Annotated in this window: 14 protein-coding genes and 7 pseudogenes; 14 read left to right on the forward strand and 7 right to left on the reverse strand. The window is 39.9% G+C overall.

Features of this window, described 5'->3' with window-relative positions:
- Positions 1-247: 247 nt before the first annotated feature.
- From MAE_RS14715 to MAE_RS14725, 3 genes and pseudogenes are all read left to right on the forward strand, one after another.
- A complete protein-coding gene (locus MAE_RS14715; RefSeq protein ID WP_012264152.1) occupies positions 248-1,732 on the forward strand; it encodes an IS1380-like element ISMae9 family transposase in 1,485 nt (494 codons plus the stop codon).
- A 518-nt stretch (positions 1,733-2,250) separates the two neighbouring features.
- A pseudogene (locus tag MAE_RS14720) lies at positions 2,251-2,742 on the forward strand (tail length tape measure protein); the annotation flags it as partial.
- A 185-nt stretch (positions 2,743-2,927) separates the two neighbouring features.
- Positions 2,928-3,821: pseudogene (locus tag MAE_RS14725) on the forward strand (IS1634 family transposase); the annotation flags it as partial.
- Positions 3,822-3,952: 131 nt separating this feature from the next.
- Here the strand turns inward: MAE_RS14725 and MAE_RS14730 are convergent.
- On the reverse strand, positions 3,953-5,401 hold the full coding sequence (locus MAE_RS14730) for an NF041680 family putative transposase (protein ID WP_012266307.1): 1,449 nt from the start codon (positions 5,399-5,401) through the stop codon (positions 3,953-3,955).
- 83 nt (positions 5,402-5,484) lie between these two features.
- Here MAE_RS14730 and MAE_RS35100 point away from each other — a divergent pair, with 83 nt between their 5' ends.
- From MAE_RS35100 to MAE_RS32325, 6 genes and pseudogenes are all read left to right on the forward strand, one after another.
- Positions 5,485-5,673: a hypothetical protein gene (locus MAE_RS35100; RefSeq protein WP_012263819.1), complete on the forward strand. Its 189-nt coding sequence runs from the start codon at positions 5,485-5,487 to the stop codon at positions 5,671-5,673.
- A gap of 103 nt (positions 5,674-5,776) precedes the next feature.
- Entirely contained in the window at positions 5,777-5,920 is a 144-nt protein-coding gene (locus tag MAE_RS35105; protein WP_231859621.1) for a hypothetical protein, read from the forward strand.
- A gap of 97 nt (positions 5,921-6,017) precedes the next feature.
- Positions 6,018-6,374: pseudogene (locus MAE_RS14740) on the forward strand (tail length tape measure protein); the annotation flags it as partial.
- Between the two features lie 43 nt (positions 6,375-6,417).
- The gene (locus tag MAE_RS34120; RefSeq protein WP_012266308.1) at positions 6,418-6,945 is read left to right on the forward strand and encodes a DUF6444 domain-containing protein; all 528 of its coding nucleotides are present in this window, start codon (positions 6,418-6,420) and stop codon (positions 6,943-6,945) included.
- Between the two features lie 197 nt (positions 6,946-7,142).
- The gene (locus MAE_RS14750; protein ID WP_012264152.1) at positions 7,143-8,627 is read left to right on the forward strand and encodes an IS1380-like element ISMae9 family transposase; all 1,485 of its coding nucleotides are present in this window, start codon (positions 7,143-7,145) and stop codon (positions 8,625-8,627) included.
- 237 nt (positions 8,628-8,864) lie between these two features.
- Positions 8,865-9,014 (forward strand): annotated as a pseudogene (locus MAE_RS32325) (ISKra4 family transposase); the annotation flags it as partial.
- 54 nt (positions 9,015-9,068) lie between these two features.
- Here the strand turns inward: MAE_RS32325 and MAE_RS14755 are convergent.
- Both MAE_RS14755 and MAE_RS14760 read right to left on the reverse strand, forming a co-directional pair.
- On the reverse strand, positions 9,069-9,410 hold the full coding sequence (locus MAE_RS14755; RefSeq protein WP_012266310.1) for a helix-turn-helix domain-containing protein: 342 nt from the start codon (positions 9,408-9,410) through the stop codon (positions 9,069-9,071).
- Positions 9,411-9,425: 15 nt separating this feature from the next.
- On the reverse strand, positions 9,426-9,764 hold the full coding sequence (locus MAE_RS14760) for a type II toxin-antitoxin system RelE/ParE family toxin (RefSeq protein ID WP_012266311.1): 339 nt from the start codon (positions 9,762-9,764) through the stop codon (positions 9,426-9,428).
- Between the two features lie 176 nt (positions 9,765-9,940).
- Between MAE_RS14760 and MAE_RS14765 the strand changes: the two genes are divergently transcribed.
- The gene (locus MAE_RS14765) at positions 9,941-10,333 is read left to right on the forward strand and encodes a VOC family protein (RefSeq protein WP_041804787.1); all 393 of its coding nucleotides are present in this window, start codon (positions 9,941-9,943) and stop codon (positions 10,331-10,333) included.
- On the opposite strand, the gene MAE_RS14770 is transcribed toward MAE_RS14765, so the two are convergent.
- The 3 genes and pseudogenes from MAE_RS14770 to MAE_RS14785 all read right to left on the reverse strand — a co-directional run bounded on the left by MAE_RS14770 (position 10,330) and on the right by MAE_RS14785 (position 12,886).
- Positions 10,330-11,211, reverse strand: a complete 882-nt coding sequence (locus MAE_RS14770; protein WP_148204756.1) for a hypothetical protein — start codon at positions 11,209-11,211, stop codon at positions 10,330-10,332. The genes MAE_RS14765 and MAE_RS14770 overlap by 4 nt on opposite strands.
- 245 nt (positions 11,212-11,456) lie before the next feature.
- Positions 11,457-11,759, reverse strand: a pseudogene (locus MAE_RS14780) (tail length tape measure protein); the annotation flags it as partial.
- Positions 11,760-11,822: 63 nt separating this feature from the next.
- Positions 11,823-12,886, reverse strand: a protein-coding gene (locus tag MAE_RS14785) for an ISKra4-like element ISMae43 family transposase (RefSeq protein WP_125732176.1) whose coding sequence is annotated in 2 segments (ribosomal slippage) — positions 11,823-12,730 and positions 12,730-12,886 — 1,065 coding nt in all. Because the reading frame shifts where the segments join, the coding sequence is not laid out codon by codon here.
- Positions 12,887-13,135: 249 nt separating this feature from the next.
- Here MAE_RS14785 and MAE_RS14795 point away from each other — a divergent pair.
- On the forward strand, positions 13,136-14,293 hold the full coding sequence (locus MAE_RS14795; RefSeq protein WP_012264998.1) for an IS630-like element ISMae23 family transposase: 1,158 nt from the start codon (positions 13,136-13,138) through the stop codon (positions 14,291-14,293).
- On the opposite strand, the pseudogene MAE_RS14800 reads toward MAE_RS14795, so the two are convergent.
- A pseudogene (locus tag MAE_RS14800) lies at positions 14,292-15,710 on the reverse strand (IS1634 family transposase); the annotation flags it as partial. The gene MAE_RS14795 and the pseudogene MAE_RS14800 sit on opposite strands and share 2 nt — an antisense overlap.
- 149 nt (positions 15,711-15,859) lie before the next feature.
- Here MAE_RS14800 and MAE_RS32330 point away from each other — a divergent pair.
- From MAE_RS32330 to MAE_RS29825, 3 genes and pseudogenes are all read left to right on the forward strand, one after another.
- A pseudogene (locus MAE_RS32330) lies at positions 15,860-15,973 on the forward strand (IS1 family transposase); the annotation flags it as partial.
- A 121-nt stretch (positions 15,974-16,094) separates the two neighbouring features.
- Positions 16,095-16,406: a transposase gene (locus MAE_RS14805; RefSeq protein ID WP_012266317.1), complete on the forward strand. Its 312-nt coding sequence runs from the start codon at positions 16,095-16,097 to the stop codon at positions 16,404-16,406.
- Positions 16,407-16,903: 497 nt separating this feature from the next.
- Positions 16,904-18,126, forward strand: a protein-coding gene (locus MAE_RS29825) for an ISAzo13-like element ISMae28 family transposase (RefSeq protein ID WP_125730310.1) whose coding sequence is annotated in 2 segments (ribosomal slippage) — positions 16,904-17,384 and positions 17,384-18,126 — 1,224 coding nt in all. Because the reading frame shifts where the segments join, the coding sequence is not laid out codon by codon here.
- The last annotated feature ends 265 nt before the right edge of the window (positions 18,127-18,391 follow it).

Consider the following 18,391-nt stretch of genomic DNA (forward strand, 5'->3'; position numbering starts at 1 on the left):
ACGATCACCAACCCCCGAAGCCTTACAAAATCTGGGTTTTGACTGGGTGATCGCCTTGTAGCAAAAACGACAGTGTGTTGTTAGGATTCAACTTAAGCTCATCATCAATTAGACCTTGAAAAAAGAACAAATTTAAAATGCGTATTTTTAGGTTAATTAGTTGATAAAGTCTCAATTTTAAGTAGAGAATGAAGTCAAAAGCTTGCTATAATTTAATCATTAAAACTATTTAAAGTATGTCAAGTTTATGACTCCTAGTTCAGACCAGTCTCGACTCAATCAATTAAATTTTGGAAACCTCAATGGAAGACAAGTAATCGCTAATTTTGAGGGAGGAAAAATCACCTCAGATGCAGGAATTATTTTGATGGCAGAGTTAGACCAAAAGCTAAAAATAACGGCTCGGTTTGCCGAATGTTTTCGAGATTATCGAAATTCATCCTATCTAGATTATTCAGTTCATGAACTACTCGCACAAAGAGTTTATGGGATAGTTTTGGGATATGAGGATGTCAATGATCATGATAAATTACGTCATGCTCCAGCTTTAGCAATAGCATTGAAAAAACTAAATTTTATTGACTCAGCCCAAGCAAATTTAGCGGGAAAAAGTACAATTAATCGACTAGAATATTGTCCGGAAACAGTCATCAATCAAGAGAACAGTCGTTACCATAAAATCGAGCCTAACCCCAAAGAAATTGAAAAAGCTTTTGTGGACATCTTTCTAGAATCCTACAAAAAGCCACCGAAACCAATTATTTTAGACATGGATGTCACCGATGACCAAGTGCATGGAAATCAAGAGGGAGCGTTTTTCAATACTTATTATAAAGGAGTGTGTTATGCTCCTTTGTATATTTTCTGTGAGCATCATTTATTAGTAGCTAAACTCCGGTCTTCTCATGTAGATACTGCTGGGGGAGCATTAGAAGAATTGCAGCGAATAATCGGTATAATTCGAGAAAAATGGTCAGATACGCAGATATTAGTACGAGGAGATAGTGCCTATTCCCGTGAAGATATCATGAAATTTTGCGAAAGTCAAGCAGGAGTTGATTATGTTTTAGCAATGGCAACGAATAGTCAATTAAAATTACGAGCGACCGATGTAATTGAGAAAGCTAAGGCAGATTACGAGCAAAGACTTCAGCCAGTTACTGAATTAATGGAGACGTTATTTTCTCCCGATGAAGAGTTAGGAGAATTGGCGAAATTGGTACCAGAATCGACTTGGTATCGTTCCCTATGTTATCAAACCCAAAAATCCTGGAGCCGTTCAAGAAGAGTGGTGACAAAAGTTTGTCCTGGTAGTGAGGGCGTAAAAATTCGCCACGTTGTGACTTCTTTACCTGCATCAAAGATTCCCCCATCTAAACTTTACACTGAAAAATATTGCCCCAGAGGTGAGAGGTCAAATCGAATTAAAGAGCAACAATTAGACTTATTTGCTGACCGGAATTCGACACAGACATTTGAGAGTAATCAATTAAGACTTTGGTTGTCATCAATGGCTTATGTTTTAATGCAAGCTTTTCGTCAAAATTGTTTGGCTAAAACTTCTTTTGCCAAAGCGACAGTGGGAACAATTCGCCTTAATTTCCTTAAATTAGGAGCTAGAATTACTGTTAGTGTCAGAAGAATTTTAATCGCAATTGCCAGTTCTTGTCCCTATCAAGATATTTTAGCGATAGCTTACTCTAGAATTCAAGCGATAGCGGGAACTGGATAAGTTGAAGAGTTTTCAAAGATCATTAAATAGTCTTAAAAATGGCTGCTTATAAATTCAGCTAACTTTGTCGTGAACATTTTCCCTAATTGACGGAATTTTTCCAGTAATTCAGGAATTTTTTGATTAGTTTAGTCAGATTATTCCTTGATAACTAAGCGGGTTTCTCTTATTTTTGAAAAACACCAACTTTTAACCTCCAAATTAGGTTCTTAATTCAGTTTGTGAGAAATGCGGGTTGTGTAAATGGTCTTTTCTGTTATCAGTAATTTGGGCATGAATTCTGGCTACTTTGATTTTTGCTTGTAATTAGTCAGTGCAATAAGAAGTGTTAATTGAGAATGAACAGGACCCTGACAGGGGCTGTATTATAGCTGAACTTCCCCCATACATATATACTATAATAGCCGAAAACCCTTATCCATCAATGGATACGCCCCTTAACCTTTCTTAATGTACCCATGTAATTTGTAACATTTCTTAATGGACAAGAATTCTCTCTATTTGCTAGAATGATAGCCATGTATATAGAAAAAGTTCCTAACCGTAATTCCCCCCCCGCCGTTCTTCTTCGGGAGTCCTACCGAGAAGGAGAACAAGTCAAAAAAAGAACCCTGGCCAATCTCTCAAAATTACCCGATGATATTATCGACAATCTGAAACTGGCTCTTAAAGGAGCAACACTGTCAATGAATGAAGGCATTCCCGCTCATTTTGAAGTGATTAGAAGTCTTCCTCATGGTCATGTGATGGCTATTTTAGAGACGATTAAAAAATTGGGTTTAGATAAAATAATCAGTGAAAAATCCTCCCGAATCAGAAACTTAGTGGTGGCGATGATTGTGGCAAGAATCATCAATCCTAAATCGAAACTAGCCACAGCGAGAGGGTTTAATAGCGAGACTTGTAGTCAGAGTTTAGGACAATTGTTAGACTTAGAGAAAGCCGATGAAGACGAATTATATAACGCCTTAGATTGGTTATTAGAAAAACAAGATAAAATTGAGAATCACCTAGTGGGACTTAGGCGTTTTCGGTCAGCAAAAAAGGCTCAAACCATTACGGGACAAAGGGTTAACCTCGATTTATGATTTTCCTTGATATATCTGGGTTTCAGCGATTTTGGGCTTCTCGAAGTAAATCCCAAGCGGGGATTGGAGTTGAGGCTTTTATCGATTTGTTTTTTGTCTAAGTCCCACTAGCAATTAAACACTTAGAATCAGGAACATTAGTCTTGTATGATGTCACTTCTACCTACCTAGAAGGAAATGGTTGTGAACTGGGAAAATATGGTTATAATCGAGATAAAAAGAAGGGGAAAACTCAGATAGTTTTTGGGTTGCTCTGTTCAGCTAAGGGTTGTCCGATAGCGGTAGAAGTATTTGAAGGAAACACCTCAGACGGTGCTACTTTAAGCGGACAAATTGAGAAAGTCAGAAAGGGTTGGGGGATTGAGAATGTGGTCTGGGTAAGCGATAGAGGAATTTTCACCAACTCGAAAATCAAGGAATTAGTAAAACCGCTAGAAGGATTAGACTATATTACTGGTTTAACTAAGCCTCAAATTCGGAAACTGGCTGAGGTAGAAGTGATTCAATTAGGATTATTTGAGCAGGTAAACTTGGTGGAATTTGAGAGTGAAGATTATCCCGACGAAAGATTAATTGCTTGTCGGAATCCCTTCATTGCCCAGAAAAATCAACTACAAAGAGAGGCATTATTAGAAGCGGTAGAGAAGGAACTAGATTTGATTGTTCAGGCGACTCAAAGGGAGAAAAGAGCTTTAAAGGGTCAAGATAAGATAGCTTTGAGAGTGGGCAAGGTTCTTCATCAGTTTAAGGTCAATAAATACTATAACCTAGAGATAACAGAAGAAGGCTTTTCTTATCAGCGTAAGCTGGAATTAATCGCTCAAGAAACGGCCTTAGATGGTGTGTATGTGTTAAGAACTTCTCTGGAGTCAACTTTGATGGATGCAGCGACGACGGTTAAAGCTTATAAAAGTTTGTCTCAAGTGGAGGAGGCATTTCGCTGTTATAAGTCAATTGATTTAAAGGTACGTCCTATCTATCATTATAAGGGTGATAGAGTCAATTGGACTTTGGACAAAGAAAAACAGATTTGCGTAAAACTTACGCAAATAAAATTTGAGGCAATATCTCCTTTGTCTCAGCCAGAAAAAAAGCTGAAAAATAGCGGTTCTTAAGGTCTTCTTAGCAAGACTTAGGGAACTTTCATCTTTTCTTTTTTACTTTTTGTCTGTTTTTTGATAACTTGATGGCGGGTTCGTGGCACTTTTTTATAACCTTTAATTCGTCCAGCCGAATAACCTCGGCGTTTGGGAGATTTGACCAAAGTGCCAATCTCCGAAATTATTCTGTAAAAGTCTCTTTGAACCAAGCTGGGTGTAATTTCTACCGATTCACTTTTTTTCAAATACTGCTCCCAAGGACGGGGTAAAACCAGAGCTAATTTCCTAGTTGCCCATAAATTTACAGCAGCTAATAGGGTGAGTTGAACCCAATTTTCCTCATGATTAACTTCAGGGGTATAATAGGCATTCAGCAACAATTTTTGTTGACCAAATCGAAAAAGATGTTCCAGATCATAACGTTGTCCATAAGCCTCATAACATTCTTGAAGACTTAACTCATAACGACGAGAACCAATAAGGATAAGCCACATCGGTTTCCAGACGGCTTTACCAGTTTCATCACTGACAATAATTTGTAGTAAGGTAAAGGGATGAGAGTGCATTTCATAGTCGGATGTTCCCCTCATTAGCATTTGTTTCCAACCAGAGATTTTGAGATTAAGTTCACGTCCCCTTTTAGTCGTAAAAGTTGATTGAATGATTTCATCTGGTTCGAGCCAAGTTGTCTCATCTTTGAGGTCAAATTTATCCCCATACCAACGGGGATGACCCGGTTGTTTGGGAGAATAATCTTCAGGAATAAATTGCCGATAAAAGACCCGATTACTTCTCCCTCGTGTGAGGGTAACTAAATTATTTTGCTTGACTTGTTCTCCAAGAAAACCTCGCTGACTATAGAGACTATCAGCGACTAAAACTGATAATTTATCTTTCCAGGGAACTGAGGAATGGTTCAGGATTTTTTTGACTTGGTTACTGGCCACAGAAATGTCTTTTTCTCCTGAAGATACTCGTTGTCCTGACAGGGGAATTGCCCAAGGCACGTTTCCCGTTTCACTTCGTTCTGGCAGAGCAGCAATTACTGAATAAGCATGACCAATATTGATGGGTTTATTGCCTTTGATAGTATTGGGTTGATAGATATACTTTTTGTCTTCTAGAGTCGCCGAATAAGGTTTTGGACAAGGAGTTACATCTACTCCAAATAAATAGAATTGTCTAGAAACGGGGGGAGGAATAGTAGCCGAAACGACTGATAATAAGCTATCAACTGCTTTTTGATAATTGTCATTTGTTGGACTTGGTAAAAACTCTTGAATCCCTTTATATAAACTGTTATAATCTCGACGAAATAAAGGGTTCAAAGATAATTCGGCAACTGTTGAAGCTTGTCGATTCGACGAGAGGGAATCCAGCAATTCCATGACCGTCTCGCGTCTCGAACCAAGGGCGTTATAGAGTTGCCTTCTCCACTTCAAAAGTTCTTCGACATCAGGACAAATTTCTTGACTTTTCATCGGAAAAAATATATGAGAAATTAATCTGCGTGAAATATACGCAAATATTCTTATAATATAAGAAGCCCCCAATCTGTAAGCTGATGCTCAAATATAATTTCTTGAAGACGAACCAAGAAGCTGGACTTAGAGCCAAACAAATCAAGGCTACTATTCGTAAGTTGAAGCAAAAAATCCAGAAAATCGAAGCAGAAGGAGAAGTCGCTCCGCCCCCTTGTCATGTGATTCGTTATCAAACTAAGCTTTCATCAAAAAATTTACTGGTATTATAAACTACAAAGCAACGAACCGCTTTTTCCAACAGCAACTGATAGTAACAAAAAAAGTAAATATTTATATTTAGGTAAAGCTGGAAGCGAAGCTCATCTTGAGGCGGTGGAAAAAGTAGCTCGAAGAAGTCTTATTGACGAATTAGAGAGAGTTATTAATTCTCTCCATGAAAGTTACTTGGATGTTTGTTTTGGAGGGGAAACGGAGCCTGACCCTTCTTATTATAACGAGGGATTAAAAGAGGAGTAACCCTTTCCTCTTTGATGTGAGACTGACTAGGCAAAATTAAACGCAAATTAAATTTGCGTAAATATTACGCAAATTTAATTTTTTTTGTCCAAAGTCCAAAGTCAAGGCTCATATCTTTTTATGTATGTTGGCTTATTATGTGGAATGGCATTTAAAACAGTCTTTGGCTCCTTTGTTATTTGAGGATGAAGAAATTGATGATAGTTCTCTGAATGTGATTAAGGCGAGTCGCAGTGAATCGGTGCAATCTAAAGAGAGAAAAAAACGGAATCAAGAGAACTTTCCTGTGCATAGCTTTCGGACTTTGTTGGAAGACTTAGGGACAATTTGCTTGAATACAGTGGAATGTACGATTAGGGAGGGAAGTTATCGTTTTTCTAAGATAACTCGACCGACTCAACTGCAACAAAAGGCTTTAGATTTATTAGGAGTTTCCCTGATTTGTACCCAGTAACGGGGCGGCGGAAATTCTCTTAATCCCTCCTACAGCATAGGTTATGGCCTTTTGTCAACGGGGAAGTCCAGTTATAGAGGACATGGAAATTAACGACCAACTACTGGCGACCTTAATCAACGCCTCCGACTTCGACCCAGAGCAGATGGGGGCGAGTTTTTGGTATGAAGCTTACCGAAAGCAGAATCAAGAAAACCAAGGGCTAAAAGCTAGGCTAGATGGGGGAGAGAAAGATAAGCAAGAGCTGGAAGCCAAGGTATGTCAGCTGGAAAAAGAATTAGAACAGTTGAAAGAAAAGCTCAACAAACTGAGTCAAAGGAACAGTGAGAATAGCTCCCTACCGCCCTCGTCAGATGGGTACAAGAAGAAAAGTCAAGGATTTGAGAGCAAGGTCAAGAAGAAAAGGGGTCCGAAATATGGTCACGAGGGAACAACTCGCAATGGCTTTGAGCGAATAGACAATCAGATCGAACTTACCCTTGAAAATTGTCCGGTCTGTGCCCGCATTTCTCACAAAAAGTACGATCACCAACCCCCGAAGCCTTACAAAATCTGGGTTTTGACTGGGTGATCGCCTTGTAGCAAAAACGACAGTGTGTTGTTAGGATTCAACTTAAGCTCATCATCAATTAGACCTTGAAAAAAGAACAAATTTAAAATGAGTATTTTTAGGTTAATTAGTTGATAAAGTCTCAATTTTAAGTAGAGAATGAAGTCAAAAGCTTGCTATAATTTAATCATTAAAACTATTTAAAGTATGTCAAGTTTATGACTCCTAGTTCAGACCAGTCTCGACTCAATCAATTAAATTTTGGAAACCTCAATGGAAGACAAGTAATCGCTAATTTTGAGGGAGGAAAAATCACCTCAGATGCAGGAATTATTTTGATGGCAGAGTTAGACCAAAAGCTAAAAATAACGGCTCGGTTTGCCGAATGTTTTCGAGATTATCGAAATTCATCCTATCTAGATTATTCAGTTCATGAACTACTCGCACAAAGAGTTTATGGGATAGTTTTGGGATATGAGGATGTCAATGATCATGATAAATTACGTCATGCTCCAGCTTTAGCAATAGCATTGAAAAAACTAAATTTTATTGACTCAGCCCAAGCAAATTTAGCGGGAAAAAGTACAATTAATCGACTAGAATATTGTCCGGAAACAGTCATCAATCAAGAGAACAGTCGTTACCATAAAATCGAGCCTAACCCCAAAGAAATTGAAAAAGCTTTTGTGGACATCTTTCTAGAATCCTACAAAAAGCCACCGAAACCAATTATTTTAGACATGGATGTCACCGATGACCAAGTGCATGGAAATCAAGAGGGAGCGTTTTTCAATACTTATTATAAAGGAGTGTGTTATGCTCCTTTGTATATTTTCTGTGAGCATCATTTATTAGTAGCTAAACTCCGGTCTTCTCATGTAGATACTGCTGGGGGAGCATTAGAAGAATTGCAGCGAATAATCGGTATAATTCGAGAAAAATGGTCAGATACGCAGATATTAGTACGAGGAGATAGTGCCTATTCCCGTGAAGATATCATGAAATTTTGCGAAAGTCAAGCAGGAGTTGATTATGTTTTAGCAATGGCAACGAATAGTCAATTAAAATTACGAGCGACCGATGTAATTGAGAAAGCTAAGGCAGATTACGAGCAAAGACTTCAGCCAGTTACTGAATTAATGGAGACGTTATTTTCTCCCGATGAAGAGTTAGGAGAATTGGCGAAATTGGTACCAGAATCGACTTGGTATCGTTCCCTATGTTATCAAACCCAAAAATCCTGGAGCCGTTCAAGAAGAGTGGTGACAAAAGTTTGTCCTGGTAGTGAGGGCGTAAAAATTCGCCACGTTGTGACTTCTTTACCTGCATCAAAGATTCCCCCATCTAAACTTTACACTGAAAAATATTGCCCCAGAGGTGAGAGGTCAAATCGAATTAAAGAGCAACAATTAGACTTATTTGCTGACCGGAATTCGACACAGACATTTGAGAGTAATCAATTAAGACTTTGGTTGTCATCAATGGCTTATGTTTTAATGCAAGCTTTTCGTCAAAATTGTTTGGCTAAAACTTCTTTTGCCAAAGCGACAGTGGGAACAATTCGCCTTAATTTCCTTAAATTAGGAGCTAGAATTACTGTTAGTGTCAGAAGAATTTTAATCGCAATTGCCAGTTCTTGTCCCTATCAAGATATTTTAGCGATAGCTTACTCTAGAATTCAAGCGATAGCGGGAACTGGATAAGTTGAAGAGTTTTCAAAGATCATTAAATAGTCTTAAAAATGGCTGCTTATAAATTCAGCTAACTTTGTCGTGAACATTTTCCCTAATTGACGGAATTTTTCCAGTAATTCAGGAATTTTTTGATTAGTTTAGTCAGATTATTCCTTGATAACTAAGCGGGTTTCTCTTATTTTTGAAAAACACCAACTTTTAACCTCCAAATTAGGTTCTTAATTCAGTTTGTGAGAAATGCGGGAAGAAGAGATTTGCTCTATTGCTTCGGGAGCCGTTGAATCCACGGTTAAACAGATTGACCGACGACTGAAAATTTCTGGAGCCCAGTGGAATGAAGAAAATATCCCTCAAGTGCTTAAACACCGCTGTGCTTACCTAAATAACAGTCTTTAGCTATTGAATAGTATTTATGTTCTGACAAAACTGACTTGCTCCCCAAAGCGCTCGCTACACGAGATCGTCTTCGGAACTAACATCCGAGCTAATAATTGCCTCCGCAATCTGCCGACGTGTGACCCCCGATAAACAAAGGGCGCGGGTTATCAGGTCAAGTGAAACCGAGGAATCACCCGATTCAATTTTCGCCACTCGTGACTGGCTCGATTCCATTCTTTTTGCTAACTCTTTTTGAGAAATGTTTTGACTTTTTCTAATTTCTTTTAATTTTCTCCCGAGGGCTAGTTTGAGTTCGATAAGCTCGGATTCTACGGGCGTAAGCTCTAGAAATTCCTCTACTGTTCCCACCTTCCAGCCCGCCGCTTCTAAAAGTTGACGTTTAGCTAAATCCATGTCCGATCTCCCTTTTTAATTGATTGCATCGTAAAGCTTCAAGCGCTTCTGACATCTTTCGATCGCTTCTTTCGGTGTTTGATTCGTTTTTTTAGCAAATACCTCCAGAATAATAATCGCGTCCTCATCAATTCGATAAATAATCCGCCATGTTTTATCTTGATCGTTAACTCGTAACTCTTGACATCTAGCACCGATGCTAGGCATAGGTCTAGAGTGGGGCAAAGAGAGCGACTCTCCCTTTTGCAGCCGTCGCAACAAATAACCAGCTTCTAGACGGGCTTCTAGGGAAAAAGGAGGAGTTTTCACCTCTCCACTCAACCAAACGATATCTTTATCATTTTTGTTTTGCATTTATTATCCCATGATATGTCAAATCTGACATACGGGCAAGTGGTAAACTGCCTTTTGTATCAGATTTCCTGCGAGCTTGAAGATATATCGCTTTAATGAGGATATTTATCCAGTTTACAGCGATAATTCCTCAAAAAACGGTGATTAGCTCGGATTCAGCGATTACCCTACCTCTCATGAACCGTCCCCCGATCGACAGCCAGATCACTTTCATCTACACCCGCGACCTCACCGCCGCGGCGGATTTTTACGAGCGGGTCATGGGCTTTCCCCTGTGGCTGGATCAGGGAAGTTGCCGCATCTACCGGGTGAGCGGCGACGGTTATTTGGGCATCTGCCGGGCTAACGAGTCGAGAGCGTCAGGCGAGGGACGACAATCGAATGTCATTTTCACGCTGGTCACGGAGCGCGTGGACGAGTGGTACGATTACCTGAAACAACAGGGGGTAACGTTTGAGAAACCGCCGTTGTTTAACGAAAAATACCGCATCTATCACTGTTTCCTCCGCGACCCGGATGGTTATCTCATCGAGATACAGCGATTCGAGTCTAGCGAGGGCGGAAATTAATCGGTCACTAACCCGTAATACTTCTCTAGCATGGTCAGCATTTCCTCTTCTAACGCGCTCAGGTAAGGTCGCTGTAGTTTCCCCAAGATTCCTAAGAAAGCAAGGGCGGTATCTTCCAGTTCTTCCCCTTCCCTCAGTCTCGACAATCGATCGCATAATCGCCGCACCGTCTGACAGTCCCCTTCGGTGTAGCCCAACTCCTTGAGGTACTCGATTTTAACCAGATCGATCGCCCCATCGTGAAGTCGCAGGTCGCAGGAGCGCAGGTGAACGGCAGTAACGATCGCCCAACAGTTGTTTTTCCCTTTCAGGCGCGGGTTATCTTTGGCAAGGATACCGACCACTTCCCCCACCTCGAAAACATTCGCTTTCCCTTTGTCCCGGTATTTACCCACCGTCTCGCGAACGATTCGGTGGTCAGGTGTTCTGCCCCCAGCTACCGCTACGGCCTCATTCCAGACGGTGGGTTGTTGTTGCGGGGTAAGGACGGCCAGGGGGCGCACCTGATACTCGCTCGATGGTAGGAGCGGGCAGTTAGCGGCACTCAGGGTTCGGTAGATCGCCGCCCCCGTAATTAAATAGTTGGCCTTCTGACGACTGTGACCGAATCGCCCCCGGCAATAATCCTCGAAGGAGTCGTACCCGTCCCGGTACAACCGTCGATCTCGCAGTTCTTGCAGGGCGGAACCAGCCTGGTAGAAAGCCCGTTCTACCGTCCGCTCTAACCGCTCCCTGTCCCTGACCTCCTCCTCGCTCAACGGTCGCGAGGACTGAATTACCTCCACCTCGATCGCTTCTACCCCGCGCCCCGCAGAAGCTAACATTTCATCGAGTTCGTCTTCTGTCCATTCCAACCGTCTTTTAGCCATCGCGTTCATTCTCCCCACCCAGAGCGAACACATAGGACGGTTTGGGAACTAGAGCCTTCAAGAATACCGTGTCAGCCGTCCAGTAATTGGCTCTCTCTCTCTCGGCCACGGCTAGAAAAACCGCATCGTACAACGTCAGTAAACCGTACATCCAGGCCATCTCCCACGCCCTCTCTCGAATATCTGGACTTCCCCGTTGACAAAAGGCCATAACCTGTGCTGTAGGAGGGATTAAGAGAATTTACAGCGCCCCGTTACTGGGTACAAATCAAGGAAACTCCCAATAAATCTAACGCCTGTTGTTGCAGTTGGGTCGGTCGAGTTATCTTAGAAAAACGATAACTTCCCTCCCTAATCGTACATTCCACTGTATTCAAGCAAATTGTCCCCAGGTCTTCCAACAAAGTCCGAAAACTATGCACAGGGAGGTTCTCTTGATTCCGTTTTTTTCTCTCTTTAGACTGAGCGGATTCACTGCGACTCGCTTTAATCACATTCAGAGAACTATCATCAATTTCTTCATCCTCAAATAACAAAGGAGCCAAAGACTGTTTTAAAGTTTTAAGGGAGCATCTCACCTTTGCAATAAGTAGAAATGCTTAATGATCTCAATAAAAAAGTTAAAAAAGGCAACCATTTAGATAAGCACAGCGATGACGAAGGACTTGCGGTACATTACCAGATTCCCAACTTGCACCAGTAATTTTAAGACGATGAGCAATTTGTTTAATTTTTGATTCGACGGAGCCAGAGCCAATGGAAATCCCCTCTGCCTGCAAATAACCATAATTGACAATTCGATGTTTATGCTTGTTTAAATAAGTAATAAAATTCTCAACTTGCGGCTCTGACCATCCTTCACAACAAGAGATAGCCGCCTCCACTTCCCCCTTCCAGAGAAAACATTTTACCTCCTCAATTCGCTGGAATGACCCGCCAACTTTATAGAGGTTTTCGATTAAATGATACCAATCCAATATTTCAATTCTTTCCTGTTTCTCTCCTATCTCACGAAATAAATTCCAGATACCATCATGTCCATCTCCTAAACAAATTAAAGGCTTGGCCAAAACTTGAGAATTAACCAAATCTAATAAAGCTGAGTTATCTTGAAAAAAAGCCGCTACCCCCAGTTGATGAAAACTCACTGCTTTATAATCACGCCAAATTAAGGCTTTTCCCTTGGCAGTTCTTAGTCGTACCTTACCGCCATCTAGGCTCATTTCTTCCACTTCCACTTCTGGGTTAGACGGTAATTCTTCAAAAGCATAGCGATGTACGAGGCGTTGTTGGGTACTGTGAGAAACAGCAATCCCTGTCAATGATTTGATTTTCTGCGCCGATTTCTCGTAGGATTCATCGCCACTTAATAGCAAACAGTTCTTCTCTAACATTGGACTCATCTGAGTCCGAGACTTTATTTCTAATTTTTTCGCTTGTTTTTCTGTAATTGGTAATTCCCCCAAAATACTTTTCACTTTTCTTGTCCGACCAGCTGTTTCTCCTGTGCTTGTTTTGACAAAAAAATACCGATTTCTGGGTTGACATACTGAATCATTAAATCTCTGACTGTCTCCTCTATCTCTCCCAAGTTATTAAATTTATTAATTGGGGATTGCTCATAGAGACATTGCCCTAACTCTTGACATAACTCTTTAATTCTTTTTTCATTTTCTGATAACATTGAATTATTCCTCCCATCGAGAGCTATTCTGAATTGTAAGTTATAACTATTATAATCTCATTTCTCTTTGTGATCAAGTTGAAGATTTTCTAGTTGTTGACGGCTATAAGTATTAATACTCATTGCATAAGTGAGATGCTCCCTGTTTTAAGTTTTAAATGCCATTCCACATAATAAGCCAACATACATAAGCTAAAACGCACTTAAACCACCTAAAATAGAAATAGTAATTTTAGAAAAATCCTACTTATGCCAGCAAAAGATTTCCTAGACTTAGAAGAAAAGAAAAACTTACAAAAAGCTCTTAAAGAAGAAGAAAGAGCAGAGGTTAGGGAAAGAATTTTAATGTTTCTCTTGCTAAACGACGGAAAAACTCAACGAGAAATAGCTGACTTTATTGGCTGTTCACTCAAAACGGTCGCCCCTTGGTGTGTTCACGGTGATCCTAACAATTTAGAAAGTCTAGAAGATGGGAGAAAAAATGGAAATCATAAAAAAGCCACAGAGGAATATATTAATTTACTATTAAAAATAGTTGATGAAGACCCGAAGGAATTTGGATATGAATTCGGGAGATGGACAGCGGCAAGATTAGCAGAGCATCTAGAAAAGGAAACAAGAATTAAACTGAGTGGCTCGCAAGTGAGAAGAATATTGAGAAGAAAAAAGTATGTGTATATCTGGGCGAAATATAGTCTAGAAGATAAGCAAGACAAGAAATTAAGAAAAGCATTTAAAGAAAAATTAGATGAATATTTAAGGTTGGCTAAAGAAAAGCCAGAGTCAATCCAGGTATGGTTTTGGGACGGGGCTTTCAAGGTGGCGACGCAGGTTCGCCACACAGCCCCTCATGAGTGTGGATTTAGTTTGAGAGTAATAAGAAGGAGAGCTTGGACAAAAAAAGGAAAGCGAAAAAAAGTGAATGGACAAAGAAAAAGAGGAAGGGTGAATGTGATGGGAGCCTTAAGATATAATGACAAAAAACGAGTCTGTTTTATGATCAAAAAAGGAAATTCAGAAACTTTCCATGAACAATTAAAGAAACTTCATGAAGAGATTCGTCAAGAATGGATAAACTTGGGAAATCTGCCCGAAGATTTTCGAGAAAAAGGACCGAAAATTATCATCATATTAGACAATGCTAGTTATCACAAAAAGAAAGATGTTATTGAGCAGGTGGAAAAAGAGTTGCCCAATATTAGGCTAGAGTTTTTACCAGCTTATAGTCCAGATTACAACCTAATAGAATTAGTGTGGCATTCCGCTAAAGAGTACATAGCTAATCGAGAATTTGAAAATAAAGAAGAACTGGAAAAAGTAGTCAATCAGCTTTTAAATGAAGGGGGATTGATTATTAAATGGAGTAGAAAACTTAAAAATAAGGGTAATGCTGTCAATGTAACTTAAATGCGTAAAAGCTTAAAAAGATATGAGCCTTGACTCTATCACCCTTATAATGATAGATAGGACGTACCTTTAAATCAATTGACTTATAACAGCGAAATGCCTCCTCCACTTGAGATAAACTTTTATAGGCTTTAACCGTCGTCGCTGCATCCATCAAAGTTGACTCCAGAGAAGTTCTTAACACATACACACCATCCAAGGCCGTTTCTTGAGCGATTAATTCCCGCTTACGCTGATAAGAAAAGCCTTCTTCTGTTATCTCTAGGTTATAGTATTTATTGACCTTAAACTGATTAAGAACCTTGCCCACTCTCAAAGCTATCTTATCTTGACCCTTTAAAGCTCTTTTCTCCCTTTGAGTCGCCTGAACAATCAAATCTAGTTCCTTCTCTACCGCTTCTAATAATGCCTCTCTTTGTAGTTGATTTTTCTGGGCAATGAAGGGATTCCGACAAGCAATTAATCTTTCATCGGGATAATCTTCACTCTCAAATTCCACCAAGTTTACCTGATCAAATAATCCTAATTGAATCACTTCTACCTCAGCCAGTTTGCGAATTTGAGGCTTAGTTAAACCAGTAATATAGTCTAATCCTTCTATGGGTTTTACTAATTCCTTGATTTTCGAGTTGGTTAAAATTCCTCTATCACTTACCCAGACCACATTCTCAATCCCCCAACCCTTTCTGACTTTCTCAATTTGTCCGCTTAAAGTAGCACCGTCTGAGGTGTTTCCTTCAAATACTTCTACCGCTATCGGACAACCCTTAGCTGAACAGAGCAGACCAAAAACTATCTGAGTTTTCCCTTTCTTTTTATCTCGGTTATAACCATATTTTCCCAGTTCACAACCATTTCCTTCTAGGTAGGTAGAAGTGACATCATACAAGACTAATGTTCCTGATTCTAAGTGTTTAAGTGCTAGGTGCTTCTCAATTTTATCTTGTTTTTCTAATAACCAATCTAAGGCGTTATATAATTCGTCTTCATCGGCTTTCTCTAAGTCTAACAATTGTCCTAAACTCTGACTGCAAGTTTCGCTATTAAATCCTCTCGCTGTGGCTAGTTTTGATTTAGGATTGATGATTCTTGCCACAATCATCGCCACCACTAAGTTTCTGATTCGTGAGGATTTTTCACTGATTATTTTGTCTAAACCTAATTTTTTAATCGTCTCTAAAATAGCCATCACATGACCATGAGGAAGACTTCTAATCACTTCAAAATGATTGGGAATGCCTTCAGTCATGGACAGTGTTGCTCCTTTAAGAGCCAGTTTCAAATTGTCGATAATATCATCGGGTAATTTTGAGAGGTTGGCCAGGGTTCTTTTTTTGACTTGTTCTCCTTCTCGGTAGGACTCTCGAAGAAGAACGGCGGGGGGGGAATTACGGTTAAGAACTTTTTCTATATACATGACTACCATTCTAGCAAATAGAGAGAATTCTTGTCCATTAATAAATGTTACAAATTACATGGGTACATTAAGAAAAGTTAAGGGGGTGCATCCATTGATGGATAAGGGTTTTCGGCTATTATAGTATATATGTATGGGGTAAGTTCAGAAATAATACCTTTCGACAAAGGATTTCTCGGCTGGTGAGAGAGAGTCTATCTTTCTCTAAAAAAATGGAGAATCATGTTGGGGCTGTTTGGTATTTTATCCATGACTACAATGCACAGCAAAGCAAAGGATTAAGCCGCCATCACTACTACCGAATCACCACCAGTATTTTGACCCACGCCCCTTCCTCTTTCGAGACGTTGTGACACTTAGGGTGCGGAATGTGGGTTAGAAGTTGTGGTCAGACTTGAAAAAGTCTTGGCCGACGGGGCTGATCAGGGAGAGATCAAAGCCAGGCTTGAAGCCGCCCACCAATGTGTACTAGAGAGCGTTCCGAAGTTGGGGGAAGGCTTTGTCGTCGCACCGTGGCGATGGATAGTAGAGAGAACCTTGTCTTGGTTGGATAAATCGAGACGATTATGTCGGGATTACGAGGAACTACCAGAAAATCACGAGGGAGCCGTTTATATTGCCATGATACGTCTTATGCTTCGCCGTTTAACCGATAATCAGCGGCAGAGAGCGAAGAAGGCTCCAGTCCGCGCTTAATATTAATTTACGAACGGTCTCTCAAGATATTTTGGGCGATAATAGAAGTGTAGAGAAACGCTCGTAGAGTTCTCTACAGCCTCCAGACTCCCAGAAATGTTTAGGAGGTGGATTTTGAGAAGATTAATTACTACACTTCTGGTGACGACAGCTTTCTCAGCCGCCGCGATGCTCGTGAGCTGCGTCTCACAAAACCGAGTCAATCCGCTGTCAACCATTAACACTAAATCTGTGCTTGCCCAGCCAAATTCTCCCCTTATCGGCATCTGGCAACGCTCGGAGCCTGGCGATCCCCCTCGGACTATGACGCTGATTTTCAATCGAGACGGTGCTTATGGGGGTAGTTAGGGACTTCCAAAAAATAAACTATTCATGCTCAAGAATAATAATCATTCTCGGAGTGTAGGAGGTAGGGGTCGATGGTTGCCTCCTCCTTCCAATTTTGTAGTAGAATTAATCCTGTACATTATTAATCAAGTTTTTCTTTGTAAGTGTATATGGAATTAACTGATTCCCTCAAGAAATTGCTCAGTGAAACTGCACTTCAATTAAAAGGTGCAGCTAAAAGAAGATTCATGGCCCAAACAGTCTTAGAATTAGGCTATGGGGGACAAACCCTTGCTGCACAGGAGTTAGGCTGGAATCGAACTACTATTCGTAAAGGAATTAAAGAACTAAAAAGAGGTATTATTTGTGTTGATAATCATTCAGCTAAGGGGCGGAAAAAAGCAGAAGAACATTTACCTTTTCTATTGGAAAACATCAAAAGTTTAGTGGATTCTCAAAGCCAAACTGACCCAAGTTTTAAAAGCCAAAGGCTTTATGTGAGACTGAGTGCGGCCGAAGTCCGAAAGCAATTAATCTCTAAATATGGGTACAGTGATGAGGATTTACCGAGCGAGGAAACTATTCGGGTTAAATTAAATAACTTAGGTTATCGTCTGAAAAGAGTCGCTAAAGTTTTACCTCAAAAAAAATTCCAGAAACCGAGGCAATCTTTGAGGAATTAGCTAACATTAATCGGGAAGCGGATGAAGACCCTACGATGTTACGTCTTAGTTTGGATGCCAAAGCCCGTGTTAATATTGGACTATTTGATCGAGGAGGTAAGAATAGAATAACTGTCGAAACAAACGATCATGATTTTAATCCGAAAACAACCCTAACCCCTTACGGAATATTTATTCCAGAATTTGATGAGTTGTTTTTGTATTTCACTGCCTCCACAGTCACCAGTGACTTTATTGTTGATATATTAGAAGATTTCTGGGAGTCGGAAAAATCTCGTTTTGAGAAAATTAAAACTTTGATAATTAATCAAGATAATGGACCAGAAAATAATTCGAGACGAACTCAGTTCATGAAACGTATAGTTGAGTTTTCCCAAAAATATCAAGTTAATATACGTTTAGCTTACTATCCCCCTTACCATAGTAAATATAATCCTATTGAACGAACCTGGGCTGTGTTAGAAAACCCTTGGAATGGGAGTATTTTAGATGAAATCGAAACGGCTTTGAAATTCGCCCAAACTATGACTTGGAAAGGAAAACACCCGATTGTTAAGTTGATTACTGAAACTTATGAAAAAGGAGTAAAGCTTACTAAAAAAGCCATGGAAAAAATCGAAGAAAAAATCGAACGTCTCACAGAATCAACGAATCAAGACTTTCCCGATTTGGGACAATGGTTTATTGATATCTATTATGATAAGACCTAGTTTGTAGTTAACTAAGATGGTTAGCTAAAAACTGTCTTTGATTCTTTAACTTGTCCTTGTTATACTCGAAAAAGCTCGGAAGTATAAGAGTTTGTGCTGCCTATTTTTTCGGAAAAATAGGTTGTAATGGGAGACTCTTTGTTTTCCTAGACAAAAATAATTACTTTTTCAAAAAAACACTTTTCTATTTTTTTGTTGGGTATTTTATTCTCTGGAAGTCCCTTATGCCATTGGAGCCGGGTCACATGGTGAACCACCCGCTTAT

This window comes from Microcystis aeruginosa NIES-843 (genome assembly GCF_000010625.1).
Lineage (GTDB): Bacteria > Cyanobacteriota > Cyanobacteriia > Cyanobacteriales > Microcystaceae > Microcystis > Microcystis aeruginosa.

Excerpts from the sequence above, each read along its gene's own strand:
- MAE_RS14715 (WP_012264152.1), top strand. The coding sequence starts at position 248 with ATGACTCCTAGTTCAGACCAGTCTCGACTCAATCAATTAAATTTTGGA.
- MAE_RS14730 (WP_012266307.1), bottom strand. The coding sequence starts at position 5,401 with ATGAAAAGTCAAGAAATTTGTCCTGATGTCGAAGAACTTTTGAAGTGG.
- MAE_RS35100 (WP_012263819.1), top strand. The coding sequence starts at position 5,485 with ATGCTCAAATATAATTTCTTGAAGACGAACCAAGAAGCTGGACTTAGA.
- MAE_RS34120 (WP_012266308.1), top strand. The coding sequence starts at position 6,418 with ATGGCCTTTTGTCAACGGGGAAGTCCAGTTATAGAGGACATGGAAATT.
- MAE_RS14750 (WP_012264152.1), top strand. The coding sequence starts at position 7,143 with ATGACTCCTAGTTCAGACCAGTCTCGACTCAATCAATTAAATTTTGGA.
- MAE_RS14755 (WP_012266310.1), bottom strand. The coding sequence starts at position 9,410 with ATGGATTTAGCTAAACGTCAACTTTTAGAAGCGGCGGGCTGGAAGGTG.
- MAE_RS14760 (WP_012266311.1), bottom strand. The coding sequence starts at position 9,764 with ATGCAAAACAAAAATGATAAAGATATCGTTTGGTTGAGTGGAGAGGTG.
- MAE_RS14765 (WP_041804787.1), top strand. The coding sequence starts at position 9,941 with ATGAACCGTCCCCCGATCGACAGCCAGATCACTTTCATCTACACCCGC.
- MAE_RS14770 (WP_148204756.1), bottom strand. The coding sequence starts at position 11,211 with ATGAACGCGATGGCTAAAAGACGGTTGGAATGGACAGAAGACGAACTC.
- MAE_RS14795 (WP_012264998.1), top strand. The coding sequence starts at position 13,136 with ATGCCAGCAAAAGATTTCCTAGACTTAGAAGAAAAGAAAAACTTACAA.